Source organism: Paenibacillus rubinfantis, assembly GCF_001486505.1.
GTDB classification, from domain to species: domain Bacteria; phylum Bacillota; class Bacilli; order Paenibacillales; family Paenibacillaceae; genus Fontibacillus; species Fontibacillus rubinfantis.
Genome location: NZ_LN909065.1, coordinates 107,191 through 128,651 on the forward strand (window position 1 = coordinate 107,191; position 21,461 = coordinate 128,651).

Sequence of the window (21,461 nt, forward strand, 5' to 3'; positions counted from 1 at the left end):
AAAACCTCCTTTAATCTTCATAATTTTTGAAGTTGTTCAAAATATAAGCCCATTTGTTCGAAGCTCATCCAGATCAGCGGAACGACTAAATAGGCGAACACCAGCGCATACATCGGGGTAAACCCGATGATCTGACCCCAGCCGGCCTTAACCTCCAGCGATTTCTCGTAATCCAGCCGCCGGCGTTCGAACTGATAGGACATATCGCTATCGAGGTCATCGAAGGCGTCGGCTACCGTAAGCTTCTCCGAAGCCAGCAACAGCTTGTCCGCCAAACGCTGAAATTCCTCCAGCACCACTTCTCTCTTCAGCTCAATCAGCGCTTCCTCTGGACTACAGGCGTAATTCAGCAAACATTTTTGCATCGGCATTCGAAAAATCACGGCGTAAGACGCCAGCCACTCCAGTATTTCCTCCACGGATATCCGCTCCAACTCCCGCAAGATGGCGATCATCGTCAGGAACTGGTACACCTCATGTCGCATGTCCATCCGCCGCATCCAGCGTTGGAATTTCAGCATCCAAAGCGGCAGTTGGTAACCAACCATCCCTGATAAGAGAGCGAAGCCTACCTCCCACCACTTAAGATTTTCTCGGTTCCAACGCTGCAACTTATCCCTAATTCGGCGGGCGGCCTCAGATAACTCTTCATGGGATATTCCGTTTCCAGCATTCGCCAGCACCGCGGAAACGGAGCGGGCAATCTCGTCATAGCCGGCTCTAGCCGACATATTCAGTTCCCGCATCACTGCCGCATCTCTTTCAGCCACCAGGCGTCCAGACTCCATCACATCCGTGGGTAAAGCGCCAAAAAACGAAGCCACAGCGGGTGGTTCTGTCATAATACGCTGCTGGGCAAGCTGATGGAACACAAGGAATGCGCCAAGAGTTAAGGCTAGGCTTGCACCAAAGGCGCTGATCCGCCTGACCTGAAACCATTCGACCCGCAGCCGATGATTCGTCTCCTTCAGCAATTGGGATAACTGATGATAGGCAAGGGATTCGACTGAAGGGACAAACCGGCGGCACACGTGATGAAGCACCTCATGGGCATACACCCTTGCCTCCCAGGGCCTGCTGGACGATTTGACCCGATAAGCCGATTCGTCTTCGCTCTTAAGCTTTTGCAGCAGCACATAACTCAATAGAATGGCCAGAAAGAGCGCCGCCTTGATCAACATCCCTGCTTTGCTTAAGTAAAACGAGTCCATCAGAGGGAAGTGACCTCGGGCCCATCCCTCGATCGGCTTCGTAAAAAAGACCGGAAGCAAGGCGATGATATGCAACCCTTTTAACAGATAATCCAGCCGTTTTTTACGGATGAGCTCCAATTGGACTTCGCCGGTCAAGCGGCTGATACCGCGCAGATATAATGAACCTTCCGCACGCTTCCGGTCGCCGTATTCCGCCACCAGGCGGGAAATGCCGGCGAACGCCTTTAGAAAACGGCTAGGCGCGGTTTCATAATACTTCTCCAGAGCTTCGTTGGGGGCAGCGTCTTCCATCGCTTCACAAATCCGATGGGCATGCACTCCGATCTCACCGCCTATCGTCTCCCCGGCTTCCTCGATTGCGTCCGTCACCATGCCGTGCCGTTGATACGCGTGCCGAACGGCACCATAGAAATCCAGTAACCGTTCCAGTAGCTTCGTTTCCAATCGGTTTACGTAACCGTCGAGCACCAGACCTTGAAGAACGGCAGACGCTATCAACAGCGACAGGAAGAAAAACAAGTCAGGATTCATCGCAGTTAATGTCGCAATCGCAACTGCAAACGTCCCCATCATTCCATAAGCAAACTTCATCGTTTGGTGCCGCAGCTCCAGCTCGTCATACGGATGAATGACGGCAAAACGTATCCGGATCTTTCCGGCATAGTGCCGAAGCGGGGGAACCTTCATCCACACGGGATACGATGTAAGCAAGAACGCGGATATCCGTTGATTGAGCCAGCGCAGCGATAGATTGGAAGCCGGATCGCTCGTTCCCCAAGCATCCGCCCATAAGGGATTTTCCTTTCTTCCCAGCCACTGCCCCGCAGCATATAGCCCGACGCAGCCGAGCAAAGATAGACCAAACACCCACAACAGGATCGTCCTAAGCTCCAACCGTCTCCCCCCAATACGAGCCGATAAACCGCTTAAATTCCGCGGCGTCTTCCGGTAGCATCTCCCGGGTCATAGCCTCGCGGGATTTCAGCGTAATCGGCTGAACGGCAACATAACGCCCGTCTCGATACTCCAGGATCACCCGCTCCTCATAACCGCTCGAATGAACTGCATCCAAATGGCGCGGCGCGGTGGGCATCCGCTCCCGATCATCCTGGGGCGGGTCATCCTTTGCCCCCCGCCGGCAGCATTCCGTAATCCGTTCGATATAACGGCGGCCTGTGATATCTCGGCGCAGATGGATGTCGAAGTCGATGACGGAAGCGACCTGCAGCTCGGCGATTCGCTCGTCGCGAAACACGCCGGTTTTCAGCAGAGAGTTACGCAGCGACTCGATCAAATCGCGAAACGTTTTGGCGTGATGGGTAAACAAAGTGAACAGGCTGGCAACCTGAGCCATCTGCACCATCCAAGCGGCAACTTCGTCGGTCGCCACCTCTCCTAGGATGTGGACGGTACCGTCCGTCTTTTTCTGCAGATCCAACGCGGCTTGTCCGCTTACGTAATCGGTTTCCCGGAAGCTTAAAATATTGCGCCCGCTGTACAACCGCCGCAGATGCAGTTCAAAAGACATTTCCTGCACGCGCAGGGTATACGAAGCGTAAATATGTTTGACCATCGCCATCAGCAGCGTTGTCTTGCCCGAGCCTTGCGACCCGGTGATCGAGGTGATCCGGCTGCCCTTCATGAAATACTTCAGCAACCCCAGCGGTAGCTCGGCCTGATCGCCTTGAATCAATTGCTCCAACGAAGCGCTAAACGGATCGAATTTCCGCACGAAAAAAGCCCATGTCTCTGCAAACGGCGGCCGTACGACCACAATCCGCGAACCGTCTTTCATTTCGTTCACTTTATACCCGTTGACCTCCGACAATTGACCGGGCAGGTTAAACTTGTAGATGTTTTGGCACACCCGTTTCAATTCCGCTTCGCTGCCAAACGACAAGAAGGCAAGGCGTATACTCTTCCCTTTGTAGAAAATCCAGACGCTGTCCCATGCGCGCGTAATTGGCTCGCCATCCTCGTCAACGCCGGGCTGGGTCCTGTCGCTCCATTCATAACCCAAACCGGCGGCATGCGCGGCGGGCTCGATTCCCGCGTAACCGCCCGGAATTCCGCTGACGCCCCCGCTCAGCCCGTCGATCCGCATTTCCCGAAGCTCGTCCACCACCGAAAAGCCTTTGTACATTTGATAAACACGTTGGACCACAAGATCCAGCTTCTCCTGAAATGTGAGCGCCCGATATTCCAGGAAAAAGACGCGGTCTATATCCTCATCAGTCACTTCATAGACGGGGGAACCGTCGGTTGTTTTTGGCGGTTTTGGCTCATCCAGCGAATAGTCCTCCATCATCTGTGTGAACCCGTTGACACCATAACGTTGTTTATAGAGATAGAGCACGATGTCGAAGCGGTCTTGGGACGTCAATAATTCCCGTTGCTGAAACGGCAGGATCCGGTCGATATTTTGTTCGGTGATCCCATAACCCCCTGCCAACATGTCTCGGATAAATGCTTTAACATACTGTTTATCCTGGACATCCCCGTACGAGCAGCCTCGTAGTGCCTGACGGAGTTCTGCCCGTGCTTTAGCCTTGCGGTTCCACGCCTCTTCGCTGATCCCCCACTCATTGCCGGAGGATCGGCTAAGCTCATGCAGCTTGTCCTTGATGTAGAACACCATTACCGAAAGCTCGTACCGATCTTGATCCTTTGGGTGATCCTTTTCTCTGGTTCCCGCCGTCCGAACCTTCCGCCAAATCCCAAGCAGTGCTGCCAGGACCAAGATCGTAATCAACCATCCGTTCATCCATCCACTCATTCCCTACGCCCCCTTCTCCTTCGGAGTAACGGCTGCGACTTCTTTCCCCGCCATTTCCATCAGCTTATCTCCCAAGTCCCGATACCCTTTGAGCAAAAGTTCGCGAGCTCCATTCCGTTTCGGCCAGAGCGAGGATTTACGAAAATAGCCCAAAATGTCCCGATCGTTCCAAGCATCGGAGAACTCGGTATGATGAGGGATGCCAACCATCGACAAGGAAACCGGGTAACGACGTTTAAGATTGTTTATTCCCCAACGAGACCAGGGATCAAAGGGCGATAGGACGAAGATAAGTTTCGACTTGGGGTCACTGAAGAAAGGAGTCATATCTTCAACCCTCTCGTCTAATACACCAAGCCGGTGGGGTTGCACCACCACAAGTACGTCACCTTCCCTTTGATTCTGCAGCAACTCGCTTAACCGCCGTCCTTGCGCCAGTAAAATGACCCCGTCGTACGATTGCTCCGCGATGACCAGCATATCGGCGATCGCCTGCTTCTCCGCATCCTTCCAAGCCACACCGCCAACCCGTGACCCGCACACCAGGTCAAGGCGGCCGCGCAGCAGTGGAACGGTATAATCGGCAATATTGCTTCCCGAAAGACGTCCGCTCGCCTGTAAACGGAGCAGCGCATCAAGGCCGTGCTCCGGAATCGCATCTTCCCTGTAAATATCGCTGTGAAAACGTACGGTTTGTCTGATCCCTTCCTCCAAGCCAAAACCGGCAGGCCCTTCATTCACCAGAAGCAGCCGCTGTGGAAGCCGCAATCCTAACGTAATCGCTGCAGCCACGGCAGCTTCTGCGGCTCCGCCGAGGCCGCCGTCCCAGAAAATCAAGCGGCTCATGCCTGTTTCCTTTCCGCCTGGCGAACCGCTCGCTTGGCGCTGGCAGGGTCCCAGCCCGCCAGCTCATGCAGCAGTAGGCGTAAAGCTCTTTTATAAGAACGAGAGAAGCTTCTGAGACGCAGCCGCCTGCTATGCTCGTTCTCCAGTTGGACCGCCAGATTGGACTCGTTCCAGGGGATACGCACTTCTGAAGCGCGCCACTCCAGGGGAAGGTCGTCCAGCAAACCCAAGATCAAGCGGCTGTTCACGCCGCTGTCGACGGTTCGGATAAAGACCGGCCGAACAGCTAACCCCCGCAGCTGAGGCCAGAGATGAAATAAGCTGCGGAACCATTCCGCGCTGGCCTCGACCTCGTAACGGTCGAACGTCGTAACCCATACGATGTCATCCGCGGAGGCGAACAGCTCCGGAGTCAGGCCCTGAAGCGTATCGATATCCTGCAATTCGTAATCGTAAGCAGAGACTTTCCCTTTACCGTCGCCCATATTGGCTATCGGGATGGAGGAACCCGTTCTCCCCGCCGCAACATCAAAGCCGTAAAATTCCGTTATGGGGAGGGCCGAATCTCCACCGCCAATCGAATACCGATATTTGCCGCTTTCCGTATTGTCGCGGAGCAGCACGCTGTACCCGGCAGCAGCCAACACGCTGCACAAATACAATATAACGTCGCGCTTATCGCTTTTCCCTACAAACAACCATCGCTTCACTGGTTTCTCTCCTTTCATTTCGCCGGGTCAAGCACAAATCGGTCGGATTCCGCGGACGTACCGTCCGAAACGAGTTGCTCGGGAGGCAGACTTCCAGCTTGAGCCCCAGAGGTTGATCGCTGAATCTGCGCTTGACTGCTCGCGAATTCGGAAGCTCTTTGCGGCGACATCGATAATAAATCCTTTTCCAGACCGGAGCGCGCGGCATTGCTGAGACGAAGCGACTGCTCCGCTTTCTGTACGATATTCGGGTCTTTGCGGATCAGCTCCATGACGCCTTCATTAACCGGGTAGGTCGGAACCGGCTTGCTTTGCAGATTTGGCTCAACATAAGCAAGCGCATAGATCGAGGCTTTATGTAAATAAGCGTCCACAATCGCGCTCGACAGCGAGAGAATTTCCGCTTCGCCAAGCGTCACCGTCAACGTTTCAGAGCTCAGCTTCTCCACCTTCTTTTTCGATAGCAAAATATAATCCTGACCGGTCGGGAATTGGATGCGAATGTCGATAACGTCCAATTCCTTCAACAGCTTCGGCAGTTGGACGAAAGCCATTTCCCGCCAGCGTAAATCATCGGGAACCGGCTCCGCTTCATAAAGCAGTGTTTGCGTTAGAGGCGTCAAAGAGCGGAGTGCAATTTTGGCGTACTTCCCCGCAATCTCCTCCTGAGATTTCAACAGATCCATCGGCACGCTATCGGCGGGCAGCTCCACCTGCTTCAAGTCGCCTGCTCCGATTCGGTTACCGGCCGAAATATCCCGCGTGGGTACCCAGCCCCGGATCGTCCGCTGCTGTGCCTGATGGCGTAAAGTGGCAAGCTGTTCTTCATACGCCTGAACCATCCCGTTTCTCGCGGCATGGAATTGCCTTTCCCGCATGACGCCAACTCCCGTGAACACCACCCCCGCCGCAAATGCTCCAATGCATCCGGAGAGCAGCAGTTGTTTCGTTTTTTGCCTTAATCTTGGCATAAGTTGATTCACATCCTTTCTAGGTTTTGGCTTTGGATTTAGTCAGGAATCTGAAGCTCGTTGATTTGGATTTGGCCAACAGGTTCCCGCACACCTCATGCAGCGCTTCAGTTAACAGCGGCCCAGGGTCAAACGGATTCGGATCGGCGGGAAGTCCGTACACGCACTTGGTACGCAGGGTTTTGCGAATTCGCCGCAAGCCGCTGTTTGAAGCGAACGGTATGCACAACCTCCAAGCGGTGGGTACCGCCCCTCCTCCGCACAAGGCGTGAATGAGGCGCTCCAACTCCTCGGCTTTCCACTCCGCCCCCGAACCTACGATGACAGAGAGATCTGCGCGACGAAACTCCTCCTGTAGCTCTTTGTTTTGACCGATGCCCAAATCACAAACAACGCATTCGAAACCTTCTGACAATAAGGTGATAAAATCCGAACGTGACGTCGGTTTGGCATAAGCCACATGGCCGATGCTGAAGCGCCTCGCTTGGTTTCCGTTTGCAGCGTAAACCTTCTCATCCAGCATCCGAGCTAATTGAAGAAAAGCCGTAGCCTTGGGTTCCATCTCCACAACCGCGACCTTCTTGTAACTGCGGGCCAGCAGATGAGCGAGGGCGATGGCCGTATGGGTCGTACCCGACCCTACGGAAGCGCCCACTACGCTGATTAAAGCCGGTCGTCCGCTGTACGCAAAATGGTCCATCCTCTCCACCGACATCTCTGGACTTGCGGACCTCGGCGTGTCTGACTGCCGCAGCAATGCGATTAAGGCTTCGCTCACCTCTTCGGCAGAAGCAAATCGGTCTTCCGGTCGGACCTGTAACAACTGGGTTACGATCGGTCGAAGCCGTTCGCAGCCGTGTTCCCGTAATGCTGACGCTGCTTCGGAGGTCCAGACCGGATAACGTCCTCCCGTTCCCATATAGAGAAGGACCGCACCTAAGGAATACAGATCCGTACGTGCATCGCTTTGGCGATCGCTGCCATATTGCTCCGGTGCAGCAAATCCAACCGTCCCTAGCTGCACCGTATCCTCTGTTTTCCCGTCCGAAAATGTACGCGCGATACCAAAATCAACGAATCGCAGCTCGCCTTTGTCGTCAACCAATAAATTGGCCGGCTTCACATCCCGATGGATAACCGGCGGTTCATGCCGGTGCAAATACCGCAAGCCCTCGGCGATTTGCAAACCGAATCGGATCAGCAGATCCAACGGCAGCCGCCCTTCCCTGGCGCGTATAAATTGATCTAACGGTACGCCCTGGATATAATCCATCACGATATAGGAATAACCGTCTCGGTCCGAATCGATAAAGTCAACGATCCGCGGCAGCCGATCGTGATTTAGTGTGATCAGCAGCTTAACCTCCTTCGCGACGGATGCCAGTTCGCCGGGCGCGCTTAGGCATTCCTTTACGGCCCATGATTTCCCCGGCAACTTCCGATCTTCGGCCAAATAGACCCGGCTCATGCCGCCTTGACCGATCACTCGAATGATCCGGTATCGTCCCGCCAACAAGTCGCCTGGAGCGAGCTTGGGAACAAACCTCGCCATAACCCCTCCTTTCCTGAACGCAAAAAAAAGGGAAAGCTCCCCGTCATTTCTCGGCCAATCGGCCAAGTGCTAATGACTGGGGATGCTTTCCCTTTTGCGGTCATTGTATAATTTTGGAATCAGTATAGGACGGGTAGCGCCAAATGTAAAGTACTTTTTTCTCTGGATTTAATTCACGCCATTAATACTTAATCATGTAGAGCGTGATTTCATCTCGGTTATGAAACAGCTGTTTTGCCCGCTGTACTTGAAGCCGGGCCTCCTGAAACATGTCGGTCACCTCTTGAATCAACGCCATCGGTTTCTTGGTCAGCAGCTTCACCGTCACGATGGCTGTTCCTCCCGGTGCCAATGCGTACAGCAATTCCGTCACAAGCCTTGCCGTCAATTTGGGGCTCCAGCTCATGTCGCATACCAGGAGATCAAATTGATTCTCTTTAAATTTAACTCGATTCGCATTGCGCTGCAAAAACGTCAGCTTGGGCGAAGACAACAACGAAGGGTGCATTTTCGCCGTATCCACCGCGGTTACGCTTAGCCCGCGTTCCAGCAGGAACGAAGTCCAGCCCCCGGGTGCCGCGCCGATATCCAGCGCTTCGCGGAACGATTCGAACGGGATTCCGAATGCCGTTTCGGCTTCCAGCAGCTTGAATTTCGCCCGGGAGATTTGCCCCTCCTCCTTGCGAAACCGAATCGCCCCGCCGTTCCAATCGGACAGGTTATCCTGCGGATGTGCCACTCCGGCATAAATCCGGTCCTGGCCGGCAAACACGGAAATGATCCAATCGGCGTCCCGAACTACGAACTCCCCGACGGCAACCTCCTGAAGTTCTTCCTGCAATCGATCCTTCAGCTCCGGCGCCGTTCCGTTCCAGAGCCCGTCATCCGACTTCCGCGCTTGCACGGCGATTTTGGCTCCTGGGAGGCGGAAATCGGCCATCAAATACTTCCGCAGCGGTTCCAGCCAATCCTCCGGCTTCCCCTCTGCCGTTTCTCCCGGACACCATTCCCAATCCACCAAGAAGGTATGCCGAAGAAAAATCGGCGGAGCCTGACGCAGCCGTTGCTGTACATCTTCCGGCATCGCCTGCAGCGAAGCCGCAAACACCTCGCCTGGAACAAGCATCGTACTCTTTACGCTGCCGAACATGCGGCGCAGCTCCTCCTGGGCATAGGGGGCAAAGCCGTGATTCGCCGTGCAAATCCATTTTGAATGGGGCGGCACCTTACAGTTTCGAGCGATTTCCTCCAGCCGTTCGAACGGGATCGGTCCATTATGCAGCTTCACCTGCTCTGGCAAGCCTTGGTAGAGGATTTCGTACATGCTTTTTTTCCCGGAGATACTGGAGGTGTGAAGATAAATTTCCTGCGGAAAAAGCCCTTCCCGAACCATAGCGGCCGCCATTTCCGTACCGGTAGGTTCATCCGGCCCCATATCGTAATCCAGCGATAAAATGTCTACTTCCGTCAACCGAAGCAGCTCCAGACACTCCTCGACGGTGCGCGCTAATGTAAATCCCTGCGGACATCGGCGAAAATCGTCCATATATACATGAATCAATAGTGTTCTTCCTTTCCCGCGGTATTTCACTCCAAACGGAGCCTGGTTCCCTATCTAGGCCTCCGCCCACCGTTTCACTCGCTCCATATCCTCTTTGTAGGTCCCATCTTCCCCGGTTTCGCTCTCAAAAATAAGCGGGGATCTCCGAATCGCGTCGATCTGCAGCAGCCAGCGAAAACCGGCTTCGCCGATATGGCCTTGGCCAACTCGGGCGTGGCGGTCCTTGCGCGATAATACCGGGTATTTTGAATCATTCAGGTGGACGGCACATAAACCGTCCCAGAACTTAAGCTCCTCGGCCTTAGCCGCAAAGCTCTCGTCACCTTCGCCTCGCCACATCCCCGCCCCAAAAGCATGGCAGGTATCGAGGCAAAAGCCGATGCGCTCCGTATTCCGGCACAGGTTCCGGATCTGGACCAACTCCTCGATCGTCATTCCCATGTCGCCGTGATCGCCGGCTTGGTTCTCGATCAGCAGCTTTGCCGAGCCCTTCCAGCCGGAGAGCACATCATTAATACATTGTATAATATTTTGATATCCTTGTAAGGGGTTTCCTGACTTAAATGTGCCAAAATGGACTACGATCCCGATGGATCCACACGCTTCGGCGATTTCCAGATCATTTTGCAGCGAATCCACCACACGTCGGTAGCCGTCCTCGTCCGCATCCTTGTCAACGGCTAGATTGCTCGGATACGGCGTATGCGCGATCGAGACCAAACCGTGTTCTTGGCACAGCGTACGGCACTGCTCCGCATCCCGTTTATCAAAGCGTTTAACCGTAAGACTCCGCGGGTTTTTGGGAAAATACTGAAAAGCGCCGGCTCCAAGTTGCAACGCAGCCCTGGCCGCGCCAAAGTAGCCGCCCCTTATGCTTAAATGTCCCCCAACCTTCACCTTAACGGTCATGCTGGCAGCCGGGGCTGTAGAACACTTTGCGCCCGTTCATTTCCGCTTTCACGATCAGGTCACCGCAGCGTGGACAGGTCTCTCCCTCCCGGTCGTACACCCTGCAGGTATCGTTTGCTCCTCCGGTCAACTTGTCGTCCCGGGTCAGCGGCATCTCCATGTACCCGCCGGCTTCCGTCGCTTCGATCAGCACGTCCCGCACGGCTTGGTACAAACGGGAAAAGTCTTCGTCGCTCAAGTTTTGCAGCTTGGCCATCGGCAGAAGCTCGGCGGCAAACGCAATTTCGTCCGCATAGCAGTTGCCGATGCCGGCAATGACGTCCTGATTGACGAGCGTCGTCTTCAGACTCCCCCGACGCTTGCGCAGCAGCATGGCAAACCGCTCTTCGTTCATCCGCCGATCCAGGAGCTCTGGACCGAGGTGCGAGAGCAGCTCCTCTGCCTCCTTGGCGCTGTGCAAATGCAGATGACCGAGGCGCAGCCCGATGAAATACAACACCAGATCTTCACCAAAGGTGATTTCAACCTGCGTGCTGCGATCCGGACGGTCCTCTTTGGAGCCAAGGTAAAGCAATCCTCCCAGCATCAAGTGAAGCAGCAGTCTTCGTCCATTATCCAGATGGAACAACAGGTGTTTGCCCCGGCGCTCAATGAAGATGACCTGTCTTCCCATCAGTTCCTGAGCAAACGCCTCCGCCGGTAAATTCACCGATTTCTCCCGGCCTACAGCGACCTCGGTAATCGGGAGATCCAAAATATGCTGCGACAGCTGTATTCGATAATTTTCCATCTCCGGCAATTCCGGCATGGTACATCTTTCCCTTCATCCTTATAAGTTCGTTCATCCCATGAATTGTGGATGATTTATCATTGATTGGTACCGCAAATCCGCTCGCGGACCTCTTTCAGATCCCGGCATACCATGTTCGCCTCTACGCCGGAGGACTTTACGTATTCCGGCAGATTGTCTACGGTGGTGACGCCGGTAAGCGCTAAGATCGTACCGCAGCCCGCGTTCACCCCGGCTGCGATGTCTGTATGGAGGTTATCCCCGATCACCGCAACCTCCGAAGCCGCTAAACCCAGCCGCGCGATGGCAAAATCCATCAGGGGTGCAGCCGGTTTGCCGATCACCTTGGGCTTAACGCCCGATGCGGCTTGGATGGCGGCGGACAAGGTTCCCGCTCCCGGCATCAGTCCCTCCTGGGAGGGGAGCAGCAGGTCGGGATTGGTTAACACATACCGTGCTCCGCCTCGTATCCAGCGGGCAGCTCGGGTTAGCGTATCATATGTAAATTGGCGGTCAATCCCTTGCACCACCACATCCGGTTGTTCCTGGACCAACTGTAATCCGGCTTCGTTCAACGCTTTTATGAGCCCGGCTTCACCGATGGCCGCAACTTTGCAGCCCGGTTGATCCTCGGCAATATACCTGGCTGCGGCAACGGCCGACGTACAGACCTCCTCCGCCCTTGCCGAAATGCCCATCGTCTCCAAATGCACGGCCACCTCCTCAGGCGTCCGAGAGGAATTGTTGGTAACGAACAGGAAGGGAATCCGTTTTGCTCGCAAGGTAGAGATCAGCTCGTCCGCACCCGGAATCATTTGAGGCCCATGATATAACGTGCCGTCCAAATCAATGAGATAGGCCTTCCAACCCTCTGGCAAAATCCTCATCCTTTCCACTCAACCTGTATCCCTTTTTATTGTACCTAGGATACCCGGGTTCAGGCAAATTTTTCCGTTCCCGGCCGGGGGGATGTCAAAATCAGGCTCCCTTCCGCCGCTTGGCGTCGAACCAACACGAACCGTGAAAAACAGGACCTTTTCCCCTTGCCAAACTTTGAAACGCCCTGTCATTTCCTGCGCTTTCCCGGAAAATAATTAATTCCGCCCGCAGCGACGTGCCACCGGATAAAGCACATGCTCCCTTGCCAGTTGCGTGTTTGGAAATACCGCCCTGGCTTCTTCCTGTAACCGCAGGAGCTGATCCTCCGATTTGTAACGTGAGCTGAAGTGGGTCAGCAGAAGCTGCTGCACCCCCGCTTCCATGGCGGCTTCCGCCGCTTGCCGGGACGTGCTGTGATGATAATCGCGCGCGGTTTTCGCCAGCTCGTGCAGGAAGGTGGCCTCATGCACAAGCATATCGGCATTCTGAGCCAAGGTGATCGCCGTCTGGCATGGGCGCGTATCGCCGAGGATCGTCACGATTCTTCCGGCTTTGGGCACGCCCAGTACATCCTTGGCATGCAGCGTCTCGCCGTTTGGCGCAACTACACTTTCGCCCCGCTTGAGCTTGCCGTACAGCGGCCCTGGACGAATGCCGCAGCGCTCCAGCACGGAAGCGTCCAGCTTCCCCGGCAAATCCTTTTCGATCACGCGGTAGCCGTAGCTGTCGATCCGGTGCTCCAGCAGCGCTGCCTCAACTCGAAACGTATCATCCTCAAATAAAACACCGCCCTGATGCTCAATGATCTCCAGCTTATAGCTAATCCGCGATTCACTAAGCGATAACGACGTCTCTATGAATTTCTTTAAGCCCTTTGGACCGTAAATGGTCAAAGGGGTATCTCCGCCCTGATACGCACGGCTCGAAATTAGCCCGGGTAGGCCAAACAGATGATCTCCATGCAGATGGGTGATAAATATAGATTCCAATTTGCTTAATTTCAGCGGCGAACGCAGGATTTGATGCTGGGTGCCCTCGCCGCAATCAAACAGCCAGAGCGAACGACGCTCCTCCAGCAGACGTAATGCCACCGAGGTCACGTTCCGTTCCAGGGAAGGAACCCCCGCATTCGTCCCTAAAAAGTATAATTCCATGCCTTTTCGTCCTTTACCTAAAATTGTTCGTATTTCGAACAGATTGCCAAAACCCTCCGATGTTCGGAGGGTTTCGCAAAGAGCTTCTGATCGGGATTTAGTTCCCGGCTTTGTCCACGTTGAAATATTGCGCTTCAGGGTGAGCAAATACCATCGCCGAGACCGAAGCTTCCGGCTCCATCATGAAGCCTTCCGTTAAGGTGATGCCGATGTCTTCCGGCTGCATCAAGTCAAACAGCAGCTGCTGGTCCTCGAGATCCGGGCATGCCGGATAGCCAAACGACACGCGAATCCCTTGATAACGCGCTCCGTGACGCTGTTTCATCGTCATATTCGCTGGATCCGGGAACCCCCAGGTATCCCGCATAATATGGTGAACCCGTTCCGCCAGCGCTTCCGCCAGCTCCAGCGCGACCGCCTGCAACACATGGGAACGCAAATAGTCGCCTTGCTCCTTCCACTTCTCGGACAAATCACGGACGCCTTGACCTGCCGTAACGACCAGGAAGCCAACGTAGTCCATTTGCCCGCTGTCCACGGATTTCAAGAAATCCGCCAAGCACAGATAAGGCTCGACCTTTTGCCGCGGGAAGCTGAAACGCTTCAGCACTTTGCCGGGCTCCGCCGGATCGTAAACCAGGATATCGTTGCCGTCCGATTGCGCCGGGAAGAACCGATACATCGCTTGCGTACGAATGATGCCGTCCGTGACCGCTTCGAGCAGGATTTGGTCCACCGTCTCTTTTAATTGCACCGCCTTCGCCTCGCCCGCCGCCAGCTGCTGCTCAACCGAACCGCGAAGGCCAAGATGATGGCCTAACAGCATCTGCATGTTGATATACGGCGTGATATGCCCGATCGGGTAATCGCGGAGTACATGGCGCTCCAAATCCGGCGGAAGATAGACCGGCGCATCCGCTGAAATTTTCGAACGCTCCACACGGGTTAATTCCGGCAACGGCTCCGCAACGGCAACAGCCCGATCGGTTTCCTTTTCCGCTTCCATTTCAAGGCGCATTTGCTCCCGGACCGTCGGATCCATCAGCTTGTTCGCCAAGTCGAGGCCGTCCATCGCATCTTTGGCGTAGACGACCATTCCGTCGTACTCCGGCCGGATCCGCGTTTTGGTGAACTTGCGGGTTAATGCCGCTCCGCCCACGAGGATCGGGACGTCGATGCCGGCATTGCGCAGGTCCTGTGCCGTCGTCACCATTTGCTGCGCCGATTTAACCAGCAGGCCAGAAAGCCCAATCGCATCCGCTTTCTCCTCCCGATACGCCTCAATAATGCGTTCCGGTGGTACTTTTATACCCAAATTGACGATCTGGTAACCGTTGTTGGACAGAATGATCTCAACCAGATTTTTGCCGATATCATGCACGTCGCCCTTTACGGTAGCCAGCAGGATTTTCCCTTTGACGCTGGTTTCGTTCTTCTCCATAAACGGTTCAAGGTAGGCCACCGACGCCTTCATCACCTCGGCGCTTTGCAGCACCTCGGCAACGATCAGCTCGTTGTTATTAAACAACCGGCCAACCTCCTCCATCCCTGCCATCAGCGGCCCGTTAATGACCTCGAGTGCGGTATATTTCTTCAGCGCTTGCTCGAGATCAGGGATAAGCCCTTCCTTCGTACCTTCCACGACATAAGAGGCCAACCGCTCCTCAAGGGTAAGCTGGGTCGATTTCTGAACCTTCTCTACCTTCTTGTTACGGAAAGCGGCCACAAAGGCAGCTAACGTCTCGTCGTTGGTATTATAGATCAGTTCTTCGGCCAGACGGCGCTCCTCATCCGGAATTTTGGCATAACGCTCCAGCTTCTCCGTATTCACGATCGCGTAATCCAATCCCGCCTTGGTACATTCATAGAGGAAAACGGAGTTAAGCACCTCCCGTCCGGCTTCCGGCAAACCAAACGACACGTTGCTGATCCCCAGGACGGTATGAACCTCTGGAAGCGCCTCTTTGATCAGGCGGATCCCTTCGATCGTTTCCTTGGCCGAGCCAATATATTGCTCATCCCCCGTACCTACCGGAAATACGAGCGGATCGAAAATTAAATCTTCCGATTTCAACCCATATTTGTGAACGAGCAAGTCATGCGAACGCTTAGCGACCTCCAGTTTGTCTTCGCGCGTGATCGCTTGTCCGCGTTCGTCGATGGTTCCGACCACCACTGCCGCACCGTATTTATGGATCAGCGGGGTTACCCGTTCAAACTTCTCCTCGCCGTCCTCTAAGTTAATGGAGTTAATGATGGATTTGCCCTGGCAGTATTGCAGCGCCAAATCCAGCACTTTCGGGTCAGTCGTATCAATCATCAGCGGAACCTTGACTTTCTTCACAACCAGCTCGAGGAACTTCTCGATGTCCTCCGCCTCATCGCGATCCGGGTCCTGCACGCACACATCCACGACTTGGGCCCCGTTTTTCACTTGAGCTCGGGCAATTTCCGAAGCTTCTTCATATTTGCCTTCCACGATCAAGCGTTTAAACTTGCGCGATCCCAGAACATTCGTTCTCTCTCCGACCAGATAAGGCCGGTTAGCCGATTCGATGTAGACCGGCTCGATGCCGGAAAGCGCCGGCAAATGACTGCCGGAAAGCTCGCGCGGTTGGTAGTTCTTTAACGTGCTCGCTAATGCAGCGATATGAGCAGGCGTTGTGCCGCAGCAGCCGCCGGCGATATTCAACCAGCCCTGCTCGGCAAAAGCGGACATTTTCTGAGCGAGTGAATCCGGAGATTCGTGATAAGTGCCGTTCTCGTCCGGCAGACCGGCGTTGGGGTGACAGCTGACCGCCGCCTGCGCTAGCCCTGACAAGGTACGGATATGATCGCGCATGAACTCCGGTCCGGTGGCACAGTTCAGGCCGATAGAAATCGGATTTAAATGCTCCAAGGAAATGTAAAAGGCCTCGATGTTTTGACCTGCCAGCGTCGTGCCCATCGGCTCGATCGTACCGGAGATCATGAGAGGCAAAGTGATTCCGGTATCGGCAAACGCCCGTTTGATCCCGATGCTTCCCGCCTTCACGTTTAAAGTATCCTGCGAGGTCTCCAGCATCAACGCATCGACGCCTGCCTCAATCAATGCGGCAGCTTGCTCCGCATAGCTGGCTGTCAATTCGTCAAACGTCACGCCGCCGGTAACGGACAACGTCTTTGTTGTGGGTCCCAGGATGCCCACCACGTAGCGGGGATGTTCCGGGGTACTGTATTTTTCCGCCGCTTCGATCGCCAGTTTGGCCGCAGCCAAATTGATTTCACGCGCCTTTTGCGGAATATCGTATTCAGCCAGCACGACGGAAGTCGCGCCAAACGTATTCGTTTCGATCAGATCGGCACCTGCCGCGAGATACTTCTCATGGATGCCGCGAATCACATCCGGACGGGTGAGCACGAGCATTTCATTGCAGCCGTCCAGCTCATCGCCGCCGAAGTCGGCCGGAGTCAGGTCCTCCTGCTGAATCATGGTGCCCATGGCGCCATCGAGGATCAATATTCGTTCTTTCATTCTTTCGAGCAGGCTTGGTTTACTCATGATCATGTCCCTCCCGTAAAACGTTACGTTTTAGTTTAACAGAATAAAGCATTGAAGAAAAGAGAGGTTTGCGAATTCGATCCACTGTAACCCTTATCATAAGGAATTGTTATCCCATCGATCAACTCAGAATTAAAATCCGAACAAACTTTGAAACAATCTTCTAAAAAATTCGGAAATTTCATATAACGAAAAAAGCCGCTGCCTCCCCGATCAGGAAGACTGCAGCTTAATTTAGGCAGGTTGGCGAGCACTACTCTACCATGAACTGTTTCGACGGCATGGAATGCTGATCGCGCGCAGTCACATGGGAAATCACTTCATAGGCCCCGGGTTCTTGAAACGTATGCTCCAGTACATATGTACCGTTTCCGGCCCCCTTGACCTTCACCTGGTTATGTTTCGCGTTATCGTCGGCCGTGTTCCAAAATTCAAACATGACCTCTTTCGCATCGTCCACCCTTTCACCGTGATGGGTCACTGTTGCGGTAAACGTTACTGGTTCTCCGGTTTTGGCAGCAGATGGCGTCACCTCGAGTTCAACTTGAATCGGCTCTAACATCGCATCCGCCTCAGCGGCCGTTGAGCCACCCTTGCTGCATCCGGCGATGACAACCAGCGTCAACATGATCACGGCAATCAACCCCGTCTTCCCGTTCATTCGCATATCGATTTCCCTCCTTCCGCGCGATATTCGCCTCACATCGTACTAAATACTTATCGAAATACAGCCTTAAGCAAGCTTATCCAAGAGGTCATGCAATTCGGACAAATGTTTGATTTCATAATCCGGTACGATTTCGCCGGTAAGCGATTTGCCATCTCGATTAACCCAAACCGCCGTCATGCCAACACTGAGCGAACCTTTGATATCCGTCGTCAGCTTATCCCCAACCATGATTCCCTCGCTTGGTTCGATGGCCAACCGTTCCAGCGCATGCCGGAAAATGGATGGATCCGGTTTCCCCTTCCCGAAGCTACCGGAGATGATAATCTCATCAAAATAGGGCGCCAGCTCCGGCACCCCGTCCAGCTTCTCCTGCTGCAGCGCCGGACAACCGTTCGTCAGGAGCAGCAGCTTCACTTTGCCCTTCAATTCCTTCAGAACTTGGAACGTTTCCTCATAAACGTGAGGACGGGTGCGGCGTTCACGTCCAAATTGCTCTGCTAACTCGGCCGCCAGCTCATCGTTTTCGATCCCTAGCGCGAGCAGTCCACGACGCCAGGATTCCTTGCGATAGATCGGAGCCAGCTGCTCCAATTGGCGAAATTCCGGTTGTTCCCCAGCGGTGAACGTCGCCCATAACCCTTCGAACGGATTGATCCCAATCATCTTCGTGAATGGATACGTCTCGTAGGATTCATACAAGCTCCGAGCTTCCCGCCGTACCGCTTCTTCCAACTGTTCGGGGTTCAAGCTTCCCGTCTTGGCTGCCGCGCTTCCACAAGTCGCCGCAAAAGCTTCTCTTACGCTCCGCTCATCCCAGAGCAGCGTGTCATCCAGGTCAAAACATACCGCTTTGATCGTCATTTGTCCCAGCCCTCTCCGTTCTATGCTTATTTCTGTATAAAGATTATTCCTTCTCGAATTTCACATGATGGGTATTGGCATACAGCTCCAGCCGCGCTGCCATAGCTTCCGTATCGAAACGGTTGCGCGTGCGGTAAAACACCCATTTCGGTTCCCGGGTTTTGGGTTCAATCACAATCTTGTTCCGGCTCACCTTAATCTTGCTGATATTGCCGGCATCCAGCATCCGGTCACGGTTAAATTTCGAGGTGTACAGCCAGCTTTTGTTGATTCGCAAATAAGGCTTGCGAAGGAAGATGGCCAGTGCCAGCACGATATACAAGAAGATCGTCGCCCAGTACAATACCGAATTCACTTCCGCGGTATTGCCGATAATTCCTACACTGCCATACAAAAGTGCCAACAGAAACAAGGCGGAGGGTAAAATAAAGTTGCGCCCTTTAAATACTTCCCCTTCCCCGTTAGCTCCCAGTGATGACCGCGAGTTTCGGGTCCCTTGCCCGACGTTTGGTCCTTTGCCTTTCTTACTCATTCTTAATTGATTGCGTTCTACTTTACGGTCAAACGAACCCATACCTGTTCCTCCCTATTTATCTACAATCTCGATCGATTCGAGCTGTTGCCGAAAATTTCTGCGAACGTTTTGCAGATACGTTTCCCGAAGCTGGGCTCGTTCCAATAGCTCGTCCTGTGTTAATCCTTCCTGCTTTGCTTTACGGGCCAGCTCGTTAATCCGCTGAACCAACGCATCGATGTCCATAAGTTCCTCCCGCTTCTTTATATACTATGCATCCTATGGTCACACACAGGGCATTAATTCTTACTTTGACATGAGAAAAAGAGCTTGTCAAGGCAACGGCAACCCCGTTCATAGCCTTGAAACAAGCTCCTATTTTCCCTATGAAAATTCATGTCTGACGAACATGATTATTTGCCGGGCAACATCAACGTATCCCCGGCTTGAATCGAGCTGGTTCTCATCTCGTTGGTTCGCATCAGCTTCTGGATGTAGACTCTCGTATCTTGACCTTGCGGCTTATGGGCCACAGCGATTTCCCACAACGTGTCTCCTGGCATCACGACGACATATTCTGCCGGAACAACGGTCTCAGGACCATCGGCGGATGCTGCAAAAGCTTGAACCATCCCGGTGCACGTAATGCTAAGGATGAGTAACAACACAGCGATTTTGGACAATCTGCTCTTCAGGAATGCACTCATATGTAATCTTCTCTCCACGGGACGACGAAAAGAAGGTTGTTCGTAGATGCTTTGATAAGAACTATACTTCAACATTTAACCATCACTCCAAACAAGTGTTCTGATTTCTGATATTCAATATAACACGAACATTTGTTTGTTTCAAGCGTTTTTTCGAACGGTTGTTCCTATTTTTTTGAATTTTGTACTCCTACTATATCTTTTTAGAACTAATGTTTGTACGAACGGAAGTTCTGTGTTATAATTTTTCCAAACGTTACTAAATGGGGTTGATCCGTACATGTCAAAAGTATCGAGCCGACAGCAGGCCATTCTTGAATTTATTCGCAACGAAGTACGCGCCAAGGGATATCCGCCTTCTGTGCGGGAGATCGGCGAAGCCGTTGGACTTGCGTCCAGCTCCACCGTACACGGCCATCTGGACCGCCTGGAGAAGAAGGGCTTCATCCGCCGCGACCCAACGAAGCCGCGTGCCATCGAATTGCTTGGCCAAGAGGACTCGGAGAATTACAATGTGTTTGCACATAGCATTGCCCGCGTTCCCGTTGTTGGGAAAGTGACCGCAGGCATGCCGATCACGGCGACGGAGAACATTGAAGATTATTTTCCGCTGCCCGAGCACTACGCCGCTGACGGAGATGTTTTCATGCTTTCCGTGGTTGGCGATAGCATGATCGAAGCCGGTATACATAGTGGGGATTATGTGATCGTCCGCCAACAACAGACGGCCAACAACGGCGAGATTGTGGTGGCCATGACAGAGGAAGATGAAGCGACGGTCAAGACGTTTTACAAAGAGAAGGACCATATCCGACTGCAGCCGGAGAATTCGACGATGGAGCCGCTTCGTTTGAAGCATGTGACCATCCTTGGCAAAGTCATCGGACTGTTCCGCGACTTGCACTAATTTCGAATCACTCCCTTCATGCGCAGCAACGAACACCAAACAGGACGAAGCTACGGTTTTACATCGGCTTCGTCCTGTTTGTTTTTTGCTGTCTTGCGCCTCCTTCCGCCTATTCCCATTCGAGATCCGAAAAGTTCATCGGATGGTACCCGGTTTTTTCGCGGCGGCCGCGTGTGCCCCAACCAAGTCCGGCCCGCTCCGAGATCCACCATTGCTTCAGCCGATACCGACGTCGTTGGTATCTTTTTAATTCGGTCACGATCATCTTGACTCAGCCTCCTTATTCTTAGATATAAGGTGTCCCAATCCCGGTAAAATCATGGCATTTTTTCGAAATCCAAAAAGTGTCATTCAAGCCATCACAAAAAAACCAACTGCACCGACAGGAAGCCGGGCAATTGGCTGCTTGATTTCAAAGATATGCGGCGAACCTATCCAAGTTTAATCCCAATAGCGGCATTGTCCTCAGGAGATCCGAGCCAGAAGCCGTATTGTGCGGCAACGGTCCTGAAATTTTGCAGATCCGCAGGCTCCGGCGGGCCCGGTTTTACCGACTGGGCAGGGCGGCCGACCTTCTTGAAAAATTCACCCATCCGAACCGTCGAGACTGCGATGACGAAAGTCGATTCGTTGGAACCATTTTTTATGGAATGCTTGGTGTTGGCTGGGACATCGAAGATTTCACCGGCCCGTATCGAGGTCCAACTCCCATCCGACCAAGCTTCAAGCTCCCCGGAAAGAACATAGAAGGTTTCTCGATCTTCATGACTATGAAGAGGCACAAAAACACCCGGCCCAAACTCGGCTCGCATCAGGCAGTAGCCTTCATCTTCCATTAATGTCGTTAGATGCTGTATACGTGGTCCTCCCAGTACAGCCAAAATGTTCTCCATGCCCTT

The 21,461-nt window shown here is 53.6% G+C and carries 20 protein-coding genes; 1 reads left to right on the plus strand and 19 read right to left on the minus strand.

Features of this window, described 5'->3' with window-relative positions; translation table 11 throughout:
* Nucleotides 1–17: 17 nt before the first annotated feature.
* From BN3277_RS11895 to BN3277_RS11970, 17 genes are all read right to left on the minus strand, one after another.
* Nucleotides 18–2,108 (minus strand): hypothetical protein, encoded by a 2,091-nt coding sequence (locus tag BN3277_RS11895; protein WP_059042932.1) that lies wholly within the window; start codon nucleotides 2,106–2,108, stop codon nucleotides 18–20.
* Nucleotides 2,098–3,990 (minus strand): P-loop NTPase family protein, encoded by a 1,893-nt coding sequence (locus BN3277_RS11900; RefSeq protein ID WP_059042934.1) that lies wholly within the window; start codon nucleotides 3,988–3,990, stop codon nucleotides 2,098–2,100. The genes BN3277_RS11895 and BN3277_RS11900 overlap by 11 nt, the downstream gene beginning before the upstream one ends.
* Nucleotides 3,991–3,993: 3 nt before the next feature.
* Nucleotides 3,994–4,836, minus strand: a complete 843-nt coding sequence (locus BN3277_RS11905) for a hypothetical protein (RefSeq protein ID WP_059042936.1) — start codon at nucleotides 4,834–4,836, stop codon at nucleotides 3,994–3,996.
* Complete coding sequence (locus BN3277_RS11910; RefSeq protein WP_059042938.1) at nucleotides 4,833–5,546, minus strand: hypothetical protein; 714 nt, start codon at nucleotides 5,544–5,546, stop codon at nucleotides 4,833–4,835. The genes BN3277_RS11905 and BN3277_RS11910 overlap by 4 nt, the downstream gene beginning before the upstream one ends.
* Before the next feature lie 14 nt (nucleotides 5,547–5,560).
* Nucleotides 5,561–6,517, minus strand: a complete 957-nt coding sequence (locus tag BN3277_RS11915; protein WP_059042939.1) for an SAF domain-containing protein — start codon at nucleotides 6,515–6,517, stop codon at nucleotides 5,561–5,563.
* 19 nt (nucleotides 6,518–6,536) lie between these two features.
* Entirely contained in the window at nucleotides 6,537–8,069 is a 1,533-nt protein-coding gene (locus BN3277_RS11920; protein ID WP_059042941.1) for a serine/threonine-protein kinase, read from the minus strand.
* A 181-nt stretch (nucleotides 8,070–8,250) separates the two neighbouring features.
* Entirely contained in the window at nucleotides 8,251–9,630 is a 1,380-nt protein-coding gene (locus BN3277_RS11925) for a cyclic-phosphate processing receiver domain-containing protein (protein WP_082691437.1), read from the minus strand.
* 54 nt (nucleotides 9,631–9,684) lie between these two features.
* Nucleotides 9,685–10,539 (minus strand): deoxyribonuclease IV, encoded by an 855-nt coding sequence (locus tag BN3277_RS11930; RefSeq protein WP_059042943.1) that lies wholly within the window; start codon nucleotides 10,537–10,539, stop codon nucleotides 9,685–9,687.
* The gene (locus BN3277_RS11935) at nucleotides 10,529–11,347 is read right to left on the minus strand and encodes an Fpg/Nei family DNA glycosylase (protein ID WP_059042945.1); all 819 of its coding nucleotides are present in this window, start codon (nucleotides 11,345–11,347) and stop codon (nucleotides 10,529–10,531) included. Before BN3277_RS11935 ends, BN3277_RS11930 begins: the two co-directional genes overlap by 11 nt.
* Before the next feature lie 59 nt (nucleotides 11,348–11,406).
* Nucleotides 11,407–12,216: a TIGR01457 family HAD-type hydrolase gene (locus BN3277_RS11940; RefSeq protein ID WP_059042947.1), complete on the minus strand. Its 810-nt coding sequence runs from the start codon at nucleotides 12,214–12,216 to the stop codon at nucleotides 11,407–11,409.
* A 207-nt stretch (nucleotides 12,217–12,423) separates the two neighbouring features.
* Nucleotides 12,424–13,362 carry a ribonuclease Z gene (gene rnz / locus BN3277_RS11945; RefSeq protein WP_059042949.1) on the minus strand — a complete coding sequence of 313 codons (939 nt, stop codon included), beginning with the start codon at nucleotides 13,360–13,362 and terminating at the stop codon, nucleotides 12,424–12,426.
* A 97-nt stretch (nucleotides 13,363–13,459) separates the two neighbouring features.
* Nucleotides 13,460–16,903, minus strand: a complete 3,444-nt coding sequence (gene metH / locus BN3277_RS11950) for a methionine synthase (RefSeq protein WP_059042951.1) — start codon at nucleotides 16,901–16,903, stop codon at nucleotides 13,460–13,462.
* A gap of 253 nt (nucleotides 16,904–17,156) precedes the next feature.
* Nucleotides 17,157–17,570: a FixH family protein gene (locus tag BN3277_RS11955; protein WP_059042952.1), complete on the minus strand. Its 414-nt coding sequence runs from the start codon at nucleotides 17,568–17,570 to the stop codon at nucleotides 17,157–17,159.
* 66 nt (nucleotides 17,571–17,636) lie between these two features.
* The gene (locus BN3277_RS11960) at nucleotides 17,637–18,434 is read right to left on the minus strand and encodes an HAD family hydrolase (RefSeq protein ID WP_082691438.1); all 798 of its coding nucleotides are present in this window, start codon (nucleotides 18,432–18,434) and stop codon (nucleotides 17,637–17,639) included.
* Between the two features lie 43 nt (nucleotides 18,435–18,477).
* Nucleotides 18,478–19,008, minus strand: a complete 531-nt coding sequence (locus BN3277_RS11965; protein ID WP_059042957.1) for a hypothetical protein — start codon at nucleotides 19,006–19,008, stop codon at nucleotides 18,478–18,480.
* Nucleotides 19,009–19,020: 12 nt separating this feature from the next.
* Entirely contained in the window at nucleotides 19,021–19,194 is a 174-nt protein-coding gene (locus tag BN3277_RS25075; protein WP_082691439.1) for a DUF896 domain-containing protein, read from the minus strand.
* A 167-nt stretch (nucleotides 19,195–19,361) separates the two neighbouring features.
* Complete coding sequence (locus BN3277_RS11970; RefSeq protein ID WP_232436407.1) at nucleotides 19,362–19,655, minus strand: LysM peptidoglycan-binding domain-containing protein; 294 nt, start codon at nucleotides 19,653–19,655, stop codon at nucleotides 19,362–19,364.
* 280 nt (nucleotides 19,656–19,935) lie between these two features.
* Between BN3277_RS11970 and lexA the strand changes: the two genes are divergently transcribed.
* Nucleotides 19,936–20,562 (plus strand): transcriptional repressor LexA, encoded by a 627-nt coding sequence (lexA, locus tag BN3277_RS11975; RefSeq protein WP_059042961.1) that lies wholly within the window; start codon nucleotides 19,936–19,938, stop codon nucleotides 20,560–20,562.
* 109 nt (nucleotides 20,563–20,671) lie between these two features.
* Here lexA and BN3277_RS25775 read toward each other — a convergent pair whose 3' ends face one another.
* Both BN3277_RS25775 and BN3277_RS11980 read right to left on the minus strand, forming a co-directional pair.
* Nucleotides 20,672–20,827, minus strand: coding sequence for a hypothetical protein (locus BN3277_RS25775; protein ID WP_187380071.1), 156 nt, complete (start codon nucleotides 20,825–20,827; stop codon nucleotides 20,672–20,674).
* Nucleotides 20,828–20,993: 166 nt separating this feature from the next.
* Nucleotides 20,994–21,455, minus strand: a complete 462-nt coding sequence (locus BN3277_RS11980; protein ID WP_059042962.1) for a cupin domain-containing protein — start codon at nucleotides 21,453–21,455, stop codon at nucleotides 20,994–20,996.
* Nucleotides 21,456–21,461 lie beyond the last annotated feature (6 nt).